Raw genomic sequence first — 15,488 nt, forward strand, 5'->3', positions numbered from 1 at the left:
CGAGGGCATTTTTTTAGCTTTACTTAACAATAACATTAGCGGCAACTGCAATCTGATAGACAATTTGAGTGATATCTTTGACCGCTTGCATGGTTTTAGTATCAACTTTTGGTAACACAAGTACCTGGTCACCTGGCTGAATGGCACGACTGCCTTCAAACTCGACTAAACCATTTGCTCTGACTATTGCAATACGCTCATCTTCTGCTCTGTCTGTAAAACCACCAGCCCAAGCAACATAATCATCTAGGCTCGCATTTTGGTTATAAACCACCGCCTGAGGCATTAATACTTCACCACCGATATGAATTAGATCTGTATATTGAGGAATAACGATTGTATCGCCTTGCTCTAATAATACGTTGGCCACTTTGCCATTATCAGAGACAATCACTTTACCTAGTGGCTGTACTTGTCGTGCTTTTTCAGCAAACTTCATTACCATTTCGGCTTCTTTTGCACGAATAGCAGCCTCACCATCAGAAGAGGCAGGGGCTGTAAATACACTACGCTCTAACCGATTAAGCGACTCGTTTATCATCTTTTTCTGATTTTCTGCAACACTTTTTCTAAGTAAATAAATTGCATTGATGTTACTTAACTCTTTATCTACTTCGATATAATTTAATAAGTCGTGCAAACGTGTTTGTTTGTTAACTGCATAATATGATGGGCCTAAATAACTGCCTGATATTTTAACGTCATACACTTGAGCATGAAGATCATCATTAAAGAAGACTTTATCTCCATCCGTTAAGATATAATCGCGAAATCTCTCATAAGGCAAGTAAATCGAAAACGGTCCATCAATTCGATTACCAACGATCCCAACATGGCTAATTTTAGCTAATGGTAATGCGTATTTTGATAACTCACTCCCTGAGGTTTCTTCAGTTTCAAACTCAAATCGAAATGGGTTTTTTACGCCACCAGAAACGGTAATAGTAGGCCCTTGCTGCTTAACTAAAATAACATCTTTGTCTTTAAAATTAATGCTTGGCATTATGCCTGTCTGCATAAAGTCATAAAGATCAATATCTGCTATTTCTTCTCCATCTCTAAGTACTTTAATATGGCGATAACTTCCTCGAACTGAATCTATACCACCCGCTCTTTTCAGATAATATAATACTGAGTCTGCGGCCATGCCGGCATATTGACCCGGACGGATCACTGACCCACTGATATAAATACTGACAGGTGTTGCTGTGAGTAGGTTAACGTAAACACTCACGTTGTTATTATAGATCCGTCTAATTTTAGAGGTCACCAGTTGATTAATTCCACTTGCTGGTGTGTCTACAACGCTCACCGGCCCAATGTTTGGAATGAAAATATTACCTTGGTTATCTACGGTAACAACTTCAGCATGGCTGACTGCTCCCCATAACCAAATAGATATTTTATCTCCTGGAGCAATAAGGTAATTATCATTTAAACCATCGGCACGTTCTGTTTCATAACCTCCAGCAAAAAGGTTTGCTCCATATGGTGGCGGAGCCCCAGCTTCAGCCTGAGGTAATAATTGACGTACATCGACCTCACCGGGAAGTAACACACCTTGTCTGCTCGACGTATTATACGTTCCCATACTTAATGCTTGATTTGGTAAACTCTGCTGTGAACTGCTTTCTTTCAGCTTGTTCAGTCATGTTTGAGATATCAAACGAATTAGCATTAACACATAATGGGGCGAATAACGCAGCTAAGGCTAAAACTCTAGATTTATGTGCTCTCATTGACTAAACACCTCTGTTTCATCTTTATCTATTATTGCGGGAGTTAAATACCAAGATGCTTGTTCTTTATCATAACAAGCGACTCTATTTTGCTCTGTTTTTGTCGCAACTTCTTTGATATGAAGAAGACGACATGAGTTGCCTAAGCCAGAAATAAAAGAACGACCTAAACGAACGGTAGCATTATTATGCTCTATCTCTTTTTCTTCTTTGCTAGCCAACACTGACCAATACTTTTGAGGGATCACTTGAAAATCAGACGGGAGTACGTTTTCTACTAATGGTCGAGAAGCTATCACCTGTTTTGGTTGACTTGCACAGCCGGACAACAACAAAGTACAGAGAGAAATAAGAAGGTATTTTTGCATTATTTAAACCAATTCCATGAATTTTTGATACGCTACCGCCCATTGGTATGCCACATTCCCAGTCAGCGATTCTACAGTGAGGTTTGAATTTTTTTTTGCTATAGTGGTCAATACTATCATATTGGAAATAGAGATGAAAACTTCTCTTTATTTACTCTGCAAAACTATTCTATTAATCACACAAATAAAGGATCTTCTGTGAAAAAATTTGCCTTGTCAGCTTTGGCTGCTGTTCTGCTTTCTGGTTGCGCTTCTACTGCTGAGCAGACTCAAATCAAAGAATTAACGCAACGTATTACCGATTTAGAAACAACACAGCGCTTATTAGCAAGTAATGTACAAATGCCTCATCTTGTAACCATGCCTACTAACATTGCCTTTTCAGATGGCGTAAGTTTAGGTGACCCTAAAGCACCACTCGCTCTTGTGGAGTTTACTGATTTACAATGTCCTTACTGTGCTAAGTTCCAATCAGACACTTTCCCAAGCTTTAAAGAGAAATACATTGATACTGGAATCGTGTATTACGTTGCTCGTGAATTGCCTTTAGTTTCAATGCACCCACAAGCAGCTCCTGCAGCGGTTGCACTACGTTGTGCAGCAGAGCAAGGAATGAATAATTATGAGCCAATGAAAAGCGCTCTATTTGAGATGGGTTCTAAATTAACATCAGAGTCATACACTCAAGAAGCGGAAAAACTAAACCTTGATGCTGATATGTTTAGTACTTGCATGACAAATGGTAAATACGCTAAATCAGTAAACCAATCTTATAAATATGCGTCAAGCCTTGGTCTTTCAAGCACGCCATCATTTATTATGGGCAGAAACACAGGATTAGAAGTGACTGATTTTCAAGTACTGAAAGGCGCTGTAAGTATTGAAACTTTAGACAAAGCGGTTGCAGACTTTTCAGAAAAATAAGTCTGACAAGTAACGCCAACAAAAAAATAGCGACCACACCGGTCGCTATTTTTATTTAGTTTGAAGGTTATTTAAAATAACAATTAATGAGATTGTTCTTGCTGCTCTTTTTCTTGTTCACTTATCGCTTCTTCTTTTAGCGTTTCTGCTTCTTTATCTTGAGCTTGTTTTAACTCATGCTCTTCAATACTTAATCCTACAGGTAAGCTAAATAACCCTTGAACCGAAGTAGTAAAGTCATCTAGATCTGTTGAGTTTTTCAAGATTTTAGGCGTGATCATAATAACTAATTCAGAGCGGCTAAACGTATCTGCCTTACTCTTAAATAAACTTCCAATTAATGGTAAATCACCAAAAAATGGAACGCTATTACCACGATTACCTTCGTTATTCTGAATTAGTCCACCCAAAATAGCCGTTTGACCATTACCAACTAATACTGCGGTGTTTAAACTACGATCAGTAATGATTGGATTTAAATTCCCACCTGGCCCTGGCTCTGAGTTACTTACAGACTGAGAAATCGTTAGCGAGACTAAACCATCCGCGTTAATTGTTGGGGTGACATTTAAGCTAACACCTGTACTTCTATATTGGATAATCGTTGTCGTGTTACCACCATCCGTCGTTTCCGATCCTGTTTGAATCGGTATTTGTGAGCCCGCAGTAATAGAAGCACTCTCTCCATCTTGCACCACTAAGTATGGACGAGACAATACGCGTGATTTAGATTTTTCAGCAATAAGACTTAACTCTATTTCACCAACACCTGAGATACCTGAAAAAATAAAACCACCACCAAATGGGTCAAATGAGATTTTCCCTTGTTCATTTTTATTTTGGGTACTATCAATTAATAGCTTAGAAATACCTGCGGTAAAATTATCACTAATATCAAACTCAGCAATGGTTACGTCTAACGCTACTTGCGGTGGTAGCTGGTCAAGTTGGCTTAATAATGTTAATAGCTCATGATACTGTTGAGGAGTTCCCTGAATAAGCAATGAGTTTTGAACTTTATCAACTGCAATTTTAAAATCATCATTTTGAACGATAGAGTTTTCTGACTTCTTATTGGCTCCTGTCGTTCCTGTTAGCCCTAGTGAACCCTCTGAGCTTACCCCGCCAGAGATAAATTGTGATAATGCTTCATGAATATCCTCTGCTTTAGAGTACTTTGGACGATATATGTAAAAACGAGACTTCGCCCCTTCTTCTGGTTTATCTAGCTTTCTAGCCCACATAGAGACTCTAGCACCCGCTTTAGAGCTTGATGAATAAACAATCATCGAGTTCTGGCGTGTAATAGGCACAATCGCTACATCACCATTTGAGCCAACATCTATTCCTTCATTTTTTAATACATCGGTAATCAACTCGATCATTTCATCTGGTGATGTATAAACCATGGTTAGATAACGAATATCACGGCCTTTCGCTGAAGGAACATCAAGCATATTTACTATTTGTAAAGCTCTAATTACCTCTTCTCTCGTACCTTCAATTAATAACAATTTCTGCTCTGGAATATCAGAAACATTCACATTAGAAAGTTGTCCAACGATTCGACGAATCGTTGAGCTTGAGTTATACACATAAGGTACTAATTGAACCAATGTCCCTGGGCTATTTGGTATATCTGATATATTTCGTCCTATACCTACCGCTTTATTTGATTTATCTTTTCGATTTTCTTTTTGAAAATATAAAATATTATCCTTACTAACGATAGTTACTTGATTTTCCTTCAATAAAGTACCTGATAATTGATACAGTTCTAGTGAAGAAACCGTATTTTTTAAACGTAAAACAACTTTTTCACGCATCTGCTCTACTTGTGGAGCAATGGCGTAATCTAAATCTAATAAGTCACCATATATATGATGAATAAATTCTGAAATAGCCATTTCATCTACCGATACGCTTATTTGCTTGGCATTGTCAGCAAAACTTGGGGCAGATTGCAGTAACTCAACACCCTGTCCTGAAATTTGAGGCAAACTAGGCCACTTCTGCTCTGTAAACTCTAACGTTTGTGGGATTACATCCTCAGAGGTTTCTGCTTTTTGAGCATGAGGTGTCTCATTTTTACTGACTTTTAATGATGACGGAGCAAGATTAAAATGATCATAATCCTCTGCGTTGACATCTTCAGTACCGGTTGTAACACAACCAGATAGCGCCAAGGTTAAGACGGTATATGCTATACCTTTAGTTAACTGAATCATTTTATTTCTGTTTCCCTTCATCATTTTTCTTTGTTTTAAAAATTGTAAAATTAAGTACTTCGTCATCACGTTCAAAAGTCAGTACACCATTAGTAACGTTACTTAATTGATAACCAAATAATTCATCATTCATTGCTACTTTATCTTTACGCTCTTCTCCATCTTGCTGATAAAGAACATATACAATCGATATATCGCCTTTTTTAGAAATTGCGCGAATAGTAACCGGAACATCATTTAACAAAATTTGAGGTTTATTATTACCTTCTGCTTCTAATGCAACTTTATCCACTTGAATGAATTTTGAATAATCCATGCCAAAGAGATCACTTAATGATTCTCCCGTAAATGTTCGAGTATAAAGCAGCTCCCCTTCCTCTTTATTAGAGTAAGCGCCTTTACCTGCATCATGTTGTTTTGAGGTATATACCATTGAGAAAAAATGTATCGCAGAAATGCTAAACATTAAGGCAATAACAATCAAATACGGTTTAAATTTGCTCACTTTGCCTCCTGAATTGCAACATACATAGTTAAATTAGCAGTTAATATATTTGGTTTTCTCGTCATGCTCGTAATATTAGCTTCAGCCATGACCATAATATATGGGCCTGTTTCTAATTCTTTAATAAATAGAGCCAGCGAAACAGGGTTACCTTCAACAAACATCTCCAACGGTATATAGGCTAATGTTCCATTCTGAATTTCCCCCAACCGCTGATGCACGACTTTGATATCACTACGCTCACCAAGCATTTTGATATAATCTAACGTTATTGTCGTACTCTTCGCTCTTGAAGCGGGTAACTTTCTGCTATCAAACGGAGCTAATTCAACTTGTAGCCTTTCGATTTCTTTTAAAGCAAACTCTTGTTTTTGATCCAATGCACTTAATTTTAAATACGATTTTTCTTTTTGGCTCACTTCTGAGCTTGTTAGCTCCACCCATTCAAACCAAGGTTGAACCAAAAATTTTAATCCGACTAATATCAAAATCAACGCAATACTCAGCTTATTATTCACTTAGTGCTCCTCTTTTGAACTCAAAACTGATCACAAAGATTTCTTTACTGGTTAATTTATCTTTTCTTATAGAGCTATCAAAGTCTACATTCGTTATCAATGGATTTGCATCTAACTCAGAAAACACTTTTGTTGCTGAGTCTGCATTTCCTCGTATCACTGCACTATAACCATTGAGCTGTATTTGTTGCAGTTGAGCGCCTTGTTCTCGAATAGGAACAATCAATGCGATTAAGTTAGAAATACTTGGATACTGATTCCCTAAAAGCTGATAAGCCTCTTGTTTTTCAACTAATTGACGTAATTCAGTTTCGGTCTTTAAAAGAAGAGACATGTCTTTACGTTTTTCGCCTAATTGCGCATCTAATGTCGCTTCTTTACTTTGCAAATAAGAAGTCACACTTGCGGTATAGATCAATAACACGGCTCCACCAATAATTAATGGCTTTTTCCATATCTCAGCATTAAAGCTTGCTGCTTTTTTAGTGGATGAAATCCATAACCCTACCAAAAGATAAGGTGGAATTTTGCTAAATTGCTCAGCTAGATGTTGTTGATAATCACTATCTGATACCGTAATCACGCTATTATTTTGATCTGAAGAATCCAGTAAAGAACAAAAACGATCGACAGAATTAATCAGTGAATCTTTTATCATACATACAAAAGTATTGTCTTTTTTATGTAGAAATAATCCTCGTTTTTTACCGATATCATAAACACCGTTATCACTAAAAGATCGTGCTAATAAGTACGACTCTGGAAGTAACACTTTAAATTGCTTACGTAAAATATCAACCACATGTTTCTGGATTGACCAATAAGTCACTTGCCACTGGCCAGGCTTAAATTGAGTAATTGCCCAAAATGTTTCAGATTCAAAAGGGGCTATATTCTGTTTTTCTGCTTGAATGATTTTAAGCAAGTGATAAAAATTAGTAATCGGATACGTTCTTTGTTCTTCAACATAGTGCTCTCGAGCGACAATACAGGCGGCCGACTTCCAATTTTTGATGTCAAAACAAGTAAGATCACTCACTTCCCAATCGCTATTTTTTAGCTGATATAGACCATTGGTATACATGTATACATTTAGCGGCCATTTAATTGATATTGATTTAATTCCCATACGTTCCAACGATATTATCCGTGATGATATAAGGTTCTGTGTCACCAATCCCTTTTGCGATAACAAATGATTCCTGATAGACCTGCTCTCCATAAGTAATCGCTACGTTTATAAATAAGCGATTTCCCGGGTACCTTGCCTCGTCACCATATAGAGAAGATAAGGGATCTTCCCCTGACTCTCTCAATTTCTTCCTTGTTTCTATTATTTTTTTTGTATCAAAATTCGAATGAGTTAATGGTAATAATTCATCAGATGTAAATCGAGCACTTAGGCTTCCATAACCAAATAAGATCAGATGTGGTCTTAGAGCTTGCCATAATTCATCGGTCATTCCTCTCACCATAAGTAGCTCATCAAAAGACTGAATCACTCCGTTTCGAGGTAAACTTCTATCACCATAAAAGCGCCATTCAGCACCATTAAGTCGAGAAAAATTATCAGGATCAATCCAATCTTTAAGGGAGTCAATAAGGATCGACTGCTCTTTGAGATCAACTCCTAAATTAATCAGTAAAGCAGTAAATCCTTTTTCATCAAAAGGCTCTAGTGAAACTAATCCATTGGAAGCTTGAATGGTTATTTCTGATTCCAAATAATCAAAAGGATAACCATGAAAGTTAAATTGAGATGGTAATTCGTATTTTTTAGTTAATTCACTATTTGCACCCATTAAGAATAAAGGTGTTGTCATTATTTGATAGATCAACTCAGCTTTAACTGTTTTAAGCTTAATACGTGCATTGCTATAGTTTTGCTGTAGCTCCGCTTCCTTTAATAACAAACGGTTTTTATAAACAGTAGAAGTGACTACTACCGTCATAATGGCCACAATCATTAAGACCATAATTAACGCCGCACCATTTTGCTGTCGTCTTTGTCGAAAAATCATACTTCATTTCGCCCATTCAACAAACGATAGCGTAATGGATCTTGATATTTGATTAAAAACATCCATCTGTCTTTCGAGCTATCACTATAAGTAATATCTAGGGCTATCCATTCTGGTAATAATTCAGCCTCTATGCTGTCATAACGTTTAAACCACGTTTTTTTAGCGCTAAAATTATTGAAATATTTAGCATTCATTCCTTCCATTTTTTGAAAGGCATCTTTCCAGCCAAAATAGCTAAATTGAACACTTTCAAGGTTGGATAAAATTGATAATGAATAATCGCACAAGCCTTCTGGTTCTTTACCTATTTGTGGTAACCAGGAATCTATCACTTTTTCGCAATAAATAAGCTCACCTTCATTTTGATACAATTTAAAAACAGCGGCTTTATTCGGGTTTTGTAGGCTTATTTTGGTTACAGATAAAAGGCTATTTTTATACCCTTGCCAATAAATAGATTGTGTTGAGTTACCAAATAAATCTCTTTTATTTGCTATGTATAAAATCGTTTGATCTAGCCTTTCAAATACCAGCTCTCGTTTTTGAGTGTCAGCTAATACTGAACGGTATTTCGTAGAAAAACGCTCAGAGTTAACAATGAATTGCTTATAAGCTTGAGTCGCAATAACAATTACGCTGCTTAAAATAACCATCGATACTAACATTTCAACTAGGGTAAAACCGTTATGCTTTGTTATTTTGACCATAATGATTCTTTATACTCTACCGTCCAATCAGGCCAGTTGTCTGAGGTCAATGTAATTAAATATACGGTGACTTTACCGCGTCCGCTGTAAGAGAGATCCGTATCTGAATTATAATTCTCTACAAATGAGCTACTTTTTTCATTTTTAGTTTGCCAGTTTACTGTTATGCCTTGGCTCTCTTCCTGACCAGAAAAATTGCCTTGATCTAATTGAAAAAAAATACGACGCGTCATTATTTGTTGGAATTGCGCTTGCTCTAGCTTATCTAATACTTTTCGTTGTAATAATAAATTTTGTTGAAATACGCTTGCGGCTAATCCAATCGCCATAAATAAAATAACCGATGCGATGAGAACCTCAATCAGCGTCAATCCCTTCTGCTTCAAGTATTTGTGGTACTTTAACCTCATATTTCTTTTCATTTACTGTCACATCAATTTGATTAATTTTGGTATTACCGTCTCGATTAAATTCGATGCTAGACGGTTCAAAGAAAAGCCCCTCATAACTCCACTTTTTTATTATCTTTGTCGAAGACTGATAACGCACAGAGGAAGACTTCCCATCTAAAATTAATACGATAGGAGTACGAGAATAAAAGGCTTGCTGCCCAATAAAACGCAACTGCTGCTTAAAACCAACCAGTTCTTGCTGCTGTTGCATCTTGGTGTATTGCTGAAACAAGGAAGGCCCAACCAAGGCTGAGCTTATTCCTAATATCACCATCACAATTAAGAGTTCAATTAAGGTAAATCCCTTATGATTCGCTTTATTATGATGGCGATGCGGTGACAGCCTGCGATTAAAAACTGACATCATTAACCGAGACAATACTAAGCAGCATTACGACAACCACAGACCCAACAATGCCACCCATGATCACAATCATTAATGGCTCTAACATGGCGGTTAATTTCATCATCCAAGATTCAAAGTGGCTACGTGAACGGCGGTTAATTTCGCCAAATACCAAGTCGACTTGTCCGGTTTCTTCACCGACTTTCAGTAGCGATAACGAAATATTATCAAACATAGGTAAGCCTGTAAGAGAATCTACTAAAGCATGACCTTGACTCACTTCTTGCTGCGCTTGTGTAAGTTGGCTTTTTAACGCTGGTGTATTCACAGTAGACGCTGCCATTGACATTGCTTTGGCTAAATCAACACCACTAGAGAGCATTAACTCCATAGAGGCACTATAACGAACGCGCTCAACCACTAAGGTGGCACCTTTAGTTAACCAAAATGAAGCTAAAAAGCGATCGATGGCCATTTTAACTTTAGGGTTAGACTTAGATTGTGAGATAACAGCCACACCAACAACAACCAGAAATACGACATAAAATTGATAGTTTTGAACCCATTTACTGGTGTCTATCAAGAATTGTGTATAACTTGGGATCTCAGCCAAAGACTCAAAGAGACCAGACATGCTCGGCACAACAAAGTTAAAAATAGCGGCAAGAGAGACCAAACACACCAACATGATAAATATTGGGTATACCATAGCCTGAGTGATCTTCTTATTTAGCTCTCGCTGAAACTTCAAGCTTTCTGCTAATTTATCAAACACTTGAGGAAGTCGACCGCTGTTTTCACCAATGCGTACCATTTCAATATAGAGCGTATCAAAAACATCAGTATGCTCTGATAAGGCACGCCATAGCTCTCGACCTTGTTTTACCTCTTGGCACACTGCGGACATGACAACTTGCAACTTGGCATTGGCAGCGTTATCTGCCAATACCTGCAATGCTTTGTCTATTTTTAGCCCACTTTTTAATAGTAACGCGAGTTGAGACGTGACTTCTTCAATATGTGCTGAGCCGAGTCTACCACTGCCTTTTTTAATGTTGACTTTGCTCACACTAACAGGCGTCAGTTGCTGCTTACGAAGCTTTTCAATGATGACTTGCTCGTTAAGCCCTCGCTCCATCCCTTGAACTAGATTTCCTTTACTGTCATATGCTTTGTATTGATAGGACTCTACAGCAGCTTCTGTATTCATTAGCCTGCAACCCTTAATACTTCATCTAACGAGGTATGTCCTTTTAACACTTTTAATAATCCATCTTGTTTTAAGTTTCTAAAATTACGTTGGAACATTAATTTACGTGCGTTATTCAAGAAATGGGCGTCTTTAGCAATTAACTGTATGTCTTCATCACACGGTAGATACTCAAGAATAGACATTCGCCCTGCATAACCTGATTGATTGCATTTATCACAACCTGTGGCTTTTTTCGGTGTAGCAGTGACAGGCAGCCATTTCTCAACAACTTCTTGAATATCTGTTCGAGCTAATATCTGTTCACTCTCTTCTTTTGACATCTCTGTCGCACAGTGTGGGCATAATGTTCTCACTAAACGCTGAGCCATTATAGAAACTAGTGAAGCATTCAATAAGTAATCTTCAATACCAAGATCAAGCAAACGAGTATAGCTACTTGGTGCGTCATTGGTGTGCACGGTACTAAATACTAAGTGGCCTGTTAATGCTGATTGCATTGCGATACGAGCTGTTTCTTGATCTCGAATTTCACCCACCATGATGATATCTGGATCTTGACGAACGATGCTTCGTAAACCCGCACTAAAATCAAAACCAATATCCGTTCTTACTTGAACTTGGTTTACCCCTTCAAGTTGATATTCGATAGGATCTTCTAGGGTGATAATTTTCACATCAGGTTGATTCAATTGGTTTAAGAATGAATACAAGCTTGTGGTTTTACCTGAACCTGTTGGACCTGTCATTAAAATAACACCTGACGTTCGCTTCAGATCTTGCTCAATCGCTTCAATTAGATCCGGTTCATAGCCAAGATGCTCTAAGTCAAATTTGGTTGCCCCTTTCAATAAGAAACGCATAACCATGCTTTCACCACTGCCTAATGGGAGTGATGAACAACGAATATCCAGCTCTTTACCTGCAACTCGGGTTTCTATTTTTCCATCTTGAGGGCGACGTTTTTCAGCAATATCCATCCCTGATAAGATCTTAATTCGAGACAATACCGCTTGTTGCAGTTGAGGTGGAATCGACTCCGCTTCATGCAAAATACCATCAACACGAAAGCGAGCACGTTGGCGATTACCGTTTGGTTCGATATGTAGATCCGAAGCCCCTAATTTAATGCCTTTTACAATTAAATTATTCACTAAGTTAACGGTTGGCGCACCAAAAGCGAGTTCTCTTAATCGTGCAAGCTCGTCACCGCCTTGTTCAAACAGTTGAGATTGTTGTTCGGCTTCAATTTGCGCTTTTAAATCTTCTAAACTACGTGGCGAAGTAATGTATAAAGCTATCGCTTGAGTATGTGTCTGCCAATATTGCAGCATTTTCATCGACATTGGATCGGAACAGGCTACCGATAGTTGACCATCAATATTTTGAAAAGGTAAGCAGCCTAACTCAAACAATTTATCAATATTGAAGCCTTGTACTTGCTCTAGGCTTAATGAGTAATCGTGCTGTAGCGGATCATACACAGGCATTGATAAATACTGCTGATAAAACTCGACCAACTGTTCTTGCTCTAGTACTCCCATGTTTACCATGATCTTTTCTAATCGATCAGGTAAATCTTGTTGGTAGTTAAGCGCTTGCTCTAATTGATAGTCAGAAACCCCAAGGTTAAGTAATGGCGTCGCTATTTTTGGATCTATTTGGTTAAAAATAGCTGACATCAGCTGCTTCTCCCTCACCACCGACACTGCCATCTAAGCCGTAACTCATTAGGTCATATTCATTTTCAGAACTTGGGTATTTATAGATGTATGGGTTACCCCATGGGTCCATAGGAACGTCTTTTGGTAAATATGGGCCATCCCAACGTGGTTTATCTGAACGACGTAACTCTTCTAGTGAACTTGGGTACATACCAATATCTAAGCGATAAGCATCTAATGATGTCGCTAACATCTGCATTTGAGTTTCTGCCGTCTTAATTTTTGATGAGGCAACTTTGCTGAACATGGATGGGGCAACTAAAGAGGCTAATAACCCTAAAATAACCATAACAATTAGGAGCTCGATCAGTGTAAAGCCTTTATTTATATTTTTTTTCATTTTTTACTCACAAAATACCAATATTGTTGCCTTCGACTCGTATAAATCGAAAAAGTGCCGTATTTTCCCTCAAACTGAGTTGTAATGTCAAAAAAATAGACAGTTATTGCACAACGCTCAAAAAAATCATAAACATCACTAAAAAATGTGATTTAAATCACGCTATCATGACATAAAGACATGTACAACATAGAATAAAAAGTATATTTTACTGATAAAATGGTCATTTATTGTGTTAAATCACTTTTTTTGTGGCACAGACCCCTTTTTTTTAAATAAAAGCCCCTAAGTTTAATTGACTTTCATCTGACAATAGTATGAAATTCACACTGCTATCACTACTTGAATAACATTGTTCTGACATAGCGTTTATGGCATGAAATGTTGGACGGTGGTTAAGTTTGTTTTGTTATATGTTAAGGTTTCTTACATAGACAGACTACGTGAAGTTGGCTACAAGTCGATTTGTATAAAAGATTTTATAAATATATATATTTGGAGATAAAAATAATGAGTAAGCAAATGAAGTTTGGACTTCTTCCAGCAGCGATCGCTGGTGCATTACTGAGCGGCAACGCATTCGCTGGTACAGAAGCATGTATCGAAGTATTTAAGTCAGCGGCTAACGATTACCAAGAGCACAATGTACTATACACTGCTGCTTCTTGTACATTCAACGCTGAATCAGTTTCGAATCCTGACGGATCTCCTGAAACACCTGCTCAATATGCAGCTAGGTCTCTTCGTGCTAACGATTCTGCGGACATCGCATACGAATTAACAAAAAACCTAGATTTAGATTTTGAAGCTGTTGACCAAGATAATGCTGCTGAAACGCTAAACATCGTTTACGTTCCAACGAGTGACATTCCTGCTGCAAGTCGTCTAAAATTCCGTTTGAATGGCGCGACTTTTGCTAACAACAGCAACATCATTTACCTAGTTAAAGCAGAAGCTAATTCAGCGACTGGTATCACAACTAAATACTCTGCAGTTGCTTCTACAGATGGCGCGGTTGACGGTGAAAACGAAATTACATTTATCGTAACTGACTTAATCGGTGCTGGTACTCGTCTAGTTCTTAGCCTAGAAAACCAACCAACACTTGATCTTACTGGTGCTGTAGAGAATCGTGTAACGTTCGAATCTCCTGCAATCAACATCGCTAACCCTGAAGTATGTACTCCTAATGATAAAGTTACATTAGAAGTTATCGAAGCGAAATCAGATTTCGGTCAAGACATCAAAGGTGCGGTTACAAACCCTGCTGCAAACAAGCTAGCTGACCTTGTTGACATCCAGAAGCAGTTCACTCTACTTCATGATGCGCAACTAACAACTGAAGCTTTAGTTGATGCTGAATCTCCATCTTACCGTGGTCAATTCGTATTCTCTAAAACAGATACTGGTCTTTGGGTAAACCAAACAACAGAGCAAGGTTTATTCTGGGAATCAACTATTCAGAACAAGATCTCTTCTCTAGACCAATACGTTGAAATTGATGCAGAAGACCGTTTACGTGTTCGTTTGAACCCTGAAGGTTCTCTAGGCGGCGTAATGAACTTCGCTATGCTTTACAACGATACTACACGTGCAAATACACCTCTTGATGCAAGTGAAGATTCTCATATCTCTACTGAAGCTCAATACATGTACAACTACAACACAACGGGTAACCGTTGGACTAATGTTAAAGATACTGCTCAAGAGTACTCTTACAACATCTATGACGTAGTTAATGGTGAAGACTCAGCTCGAATTGCAATGCAATTAGAAGGTAACGGTCAACCGATGTCATTTAACTACCTACTAAATGCATCTCTTGGTCTAGAGTTTAAAGATGTTAAACTTCAAGATGACACGTACTGTCAAACTAAAACACCATTTGAAGTTGGTGTAAACGGTGCAACTCTTAAAGTACCTCACACAACTAATAACCCAGCTAACTTCGTTCGTATTACTAATGAACATGTAACTGGTGCTGAAGTTTCTGTAACAGTATTCGATGAAAACTCAACAACAGCTGCTAACGAAATCACTTTCGTTCTTAATGCTGAAAACGGTTTCTCTGAAGAGCTAGGTCCTAAAGATTCTATCGTTTATAAATCTGATAAAATCATCAAGAAATATGCTGAGCTTCTAAAAGCTAAAACAGGTCTTGACGCACTGAAAACTTCTGACCGTGTATCTATGACTTTCGTTGTAACTGCACCTAAAGATACAGTTCACGCAACTTCTGTTATCAAAGGTCCTGGTAACACAGACCGCGTAATGGCTGTTCTTGACAACAACAAATGGTCTCAATAATAACTAACGATTTTCGTTAATTTATTAATTTGACTTAAAACCCCTCCTTGCGAGGGGTTTTTTTATGCCTCATCTAAAATATCTTCTTTTATACCA

The 15,488-nt window shown here is 37.8% G+C and carries 16 protein-coding genes; 2 read left to right on the forward strand and 14 right to left on the reverse strand.

Going from position 1 to position 15,488, the window contains the following annotated elements; genetic code table 11:
* Positions 1-19: 19 nt before the first annotated feature.
* The 3 genes from ACU5DF_RS17835 to ACU5DF_RS17845 are packed head-to-tail and all read right to left on the reverse strand — an operon-like array spanning position 20 to position 2,107.
* Entirely contained in the window at positions 20-1,591 is a 1,572-nt protein-coding gene (locus ACU5DF_RS17835) for a polysaccharide biosynthesis/export family protein (protein ID WP_446713727.1), read from the reverse strand.
* On the reverse strand, positions 1,578-1,739 hold the full coding sequence (locus ACU5DF_RS17840) for a hypothetical protein (protein WP_446713728.1): 162 nt from the start codon (positions 1,737-1,739) through the stop codon (positions 1,578-1,580). Before ACU5DF_RS17840 ends, ACU5DF_RS17835 begins: the two co-directional genes overlap by 14 nt.
* Positions 1,736-2,107: a hypothetical protein gene (locus ACU5DF_RS17845; protein WP_446713729.1), complete on the reverse strand. Its 372-nt coding sequence runs from the start codon at positions 2,105-2,107 to the stop codon at positions 1,736-1,738. Before ACU5DF_RS17845 ends, ACU5DF_RS17840 begins: the two co-directional genes overlap by 4 nt.
* Before the next feature lie 198 nt (positions 2,108-2,305).
* Between ACU5DF_RS17845 and ACU5DF_RS17850 the strand changes: the two genes are divergently transcribed.
* The gene (locus ACU5DF_RS17850; protein WP_446713730.1) at positions 2,306-3,031 is read left to right on the forward strand and encodes a DsbA family protein; all 726 of its coding nucleotides are present in this window, start codon (positions 2,306-2,308) and stop codon (positions 3,029-3,031) included.
* 83 nt (positions 3,032-3,114) lie between these two features.
* Here the strand turns inward: ACU5DF_RS17850 and ACU5DF_RS17855 are convergent, their stop codons facing one another.
* Genes ACU5DF_RS17855 through gspG form a run of 11 tightly spaced genes read right to left on the reverse strand, consistent with a single transcriptional unit; the run spans position 3,115 to position 13,085 of the window.
* Positions 3,115-5,259, reverse strand: a complete 2,145-nt coding sequence (locus ACU5DF_RS17855) for a secretin GspD/PilQ domain-containing protein (protein WP_446713731.1) — start codon at positions 5,257-5,259, stop codon at positions 3,115-3,117.
* Between the two features lies 1 nt (position 5,260).
* Positions 5,261-5,764, reverse strand: coding sequence for a hypothetical protein (locus ACU5DF_RS17860; protein ID WP_446713732.1), 504 nt, complete (start codon positions 5,762-5,764; stop codon positions 5,261-5,263).
* A complete protein-coding gene (locus ACU5DF_RS17865) occupies positions 5,761-6,282 on the reverse strand; it encodes a hypothetical protein (protein WP_446713733.1) in 522 nt (173 codons plus the stop codon). Before ACU5DF_RS17865 ends, ACU5DF_RS17860 begins: the two co-directional genes overlap by 4 nt.
* Positions 6,275-7,411: a hypothetical protein gene (locus tag ACU5DF_RS17870; protein ID WP_446713734.1), complete on the reverse strand. Its 1,137-nt coding sequence runs from the start codon at positions 7,409-7,411 to the stop codon at positions 6,275-6,277. Before ACU5DF_RS17870 ends, ACU5DF_RS17865 begins: the two co-directional genes overlap by 8 nt.
* Positions 7,401-8,303, reverse strand: coding sequence for a type II secretion system minor pseudopilin (locus ACU5DF_RS17875; protein WP_446713735.1), 903 nt, complete (start codon positions 8,301-8,303; stop codon positions 7,401-7,403). Before ACU5DF_RS17875 ends, ACU5DF_RS17870 begins: the two co-directional genes overlap by 11 nt.
* Positions 8,300-9,013 carry a PulJ/GspJ family protein gene (locus tag ACU5DF_RS17880; protein ID WP_446713736.1) on the reverse strand — a complete coding sequence of 238 codons (714 nt, stop codon included), beginning with the start codon at positions 9,011-9,013 and terminating at the stop codon, positions 8,300-8,302. The genes ACU5DF_RS17875 and ACU5DF_RS17880 overlap by 4 nt, the downstream gene beginning before the upstream one ends.
* Entirely contained in the window at positions 9,001-9,384 is a 384-nt protein-coding gene (locus tag ACU5DF_RS17885) for a type II secretion system protein (RefSeq protein WP_446713737.1), read from the reverse strand. The genes ACU5DF_RS17880 and ACU5DF_RS17885 overlap by 13 nt, the downstream gene beginning before the upstream one ends.
* Positions 9,371-9,832 carry a prepilin-type N-terminal cleavage/methylation domain-containing protein gene (locus ACU5DF_RS17890; RefSeq protein WP_446713738.1) on the reverse strand — a complete coding sequence of 154 codons (462 nt, stop codon included), beginning with the start codon at positions 9,830-9,832 and terminating at the stop codon, positions 9,371-9,373. The genes ACU5DF_RS17885 and ACU5DF_RS17890 overlap by 14 nt, the downstream gene beginning before the upstream one ends.
* Complete coding sequence (locus ACU5DF_RS17895; RefSeq protein WP_446713739.1) at positions 9,816-11,021, reverse strand: type II secretion system F family protein; 1,206 nt, start codon at positions 11,019-11,021, stop codon at positions 9,816-9,818. Before ACU5DF_RS17895 ends, ACU5DF_RS17890 begins: the two co-directional genes overlap by 17 nt.
* Positions 11,021-12,703: a GspE/PulE family protein gene (locus ACU5DF_RS17900; protein WP_446713740.1), complete on the reverse strand. Its 1,683-nt coding sequence runs from the start codon at positions 12,701-12,703 to the stop codon at positions 11,021-11,023. Before ACU5DF_RS17900 ends, ACU5DF_RS17895 begins: the two co-directional genes overlap by 1 nt.
* Positions 12,687-13,085 (reverse strand): type II secretion system major pseudopilin GspG, encoded by a 399-nt coding sequence (gene gspG / locus ACU5DF_RS17905; RefSeq protein WP_045100990.1) that lies wholly within the window; start codon positions 13,083-13,085, stop codon positions 12,687-12,689. The genes ACU5DF_RS17900 and gspG overlap by 17 nt, the downstream gene beginning before the upstream one ends.
* A 510-nt stretch (positions 13,086-13,595) precedes the next feature.
* On the opposite strand from gspG, the gene ACU5DF_RS17910 reads away from it, so the two are divergent.
* On the forward strand, positions 13,596-15,392 hold the full coding sequence (locus ACU5DF_RS17910; protein WP_446713741.1) for a hypothetical protein: 1,797 nt from the start codon (positions 13,596-13,598) through the stop codon (positions 15,390-15,392).
* The last annotated feature ends 96 nt before the right edge of the window (positions 15,393-15,488 follow it).

It is taken from the genome of Aliivibrio wodanis, from assembly GCF_052920805.1.

Bases quoted from the DNA above. Each gene is read 5' to 3' on its own strand.
- ACU5DF_RS17835 (WP_446713727.1), bottom strand. From the start codon at position 1,591: ATGGGAACGTATAATACGTCGAGCAGACAAGGTGTGTTACTTCCCGGT.
- ACU5DF_RS17840 (WP_446713728.1), bottom strand. From the start codon at position 1,739: ATGAGAGCACATAAATCTAGAGTTTTAGCCTTAGCTGCGTTATTCGCC.
- ACU5DF_RS17845 (WP_446713729.1), bottom strand. From the start codon at position 2,107: ATGCAAAAATACCTTCTTATTTCTCTCTGTACTTTGTTGTTGTCCGGC.
- ACU5DF_RS17855 (WP_446713731.1), bottom strand. From the start codon at position 5,259: ATGATTCAGTTAACTAAAGGTATAGCATATACCGTCTTAACCTTGGCG.
- ACU5DF_RS17870 (WP_446713734.1), bottom strand. From the start codon at position 7,411: ATGGGAATTAAATCAATATCAATTAAATGGCCGCTAAATGTATACATG.
- ACU5DF_RS17875 (WP_446713735.1), bottom strand. From the start codon at position 8,303: ATGATTTTTCGACAAAGACGACAGCAAAATGGTGCGGCGTTAATTATG.
- ACU5DF_RS17880 (WP_446713736.1), bottom strand. From the start codon at position 9,013: ATGGTCAAAATAACAAAGCATAACGGTTTTACCCTAGTTGAAATGTTA.
- ACU5DF_RS17890 (WP_446713738.1), bottom strand. From the start codon at position 9,832: ATGATGTCAGTTTTTAATCGCAGGCTGTCACCGCATCGCCATCATAAT.
- ACU5DF_RS17895 (WP_446713739.1), bottom strand. From the start codon at position 11,021: ATGAATACAGAAGCTGCTGTAGAGTCCTATCAATACAAAGCATATGAC.
- ACU5DF_RS17900 (WP_446713740.1), bottom strand. From the start codon at position 12,703: ATGTCAGCTATTTTTAACCAAATAGATCCAAAAATAGCGACGCCATTA.
- gspG (WP_045100990.1), bottom strand. From the start codon at position 13,085: ATGAAAAAAAATATAAATAAAGGCTTTACACTGATCGAGCTCCTAATT.
- ACU5DF_RS17910 (WP_446713741.1), top strand. From the start codon at position 13,596: ATGAGTAAGCAAATGAAGTTTGGACTTCTTCCAGCAGCGATCGCTGGT.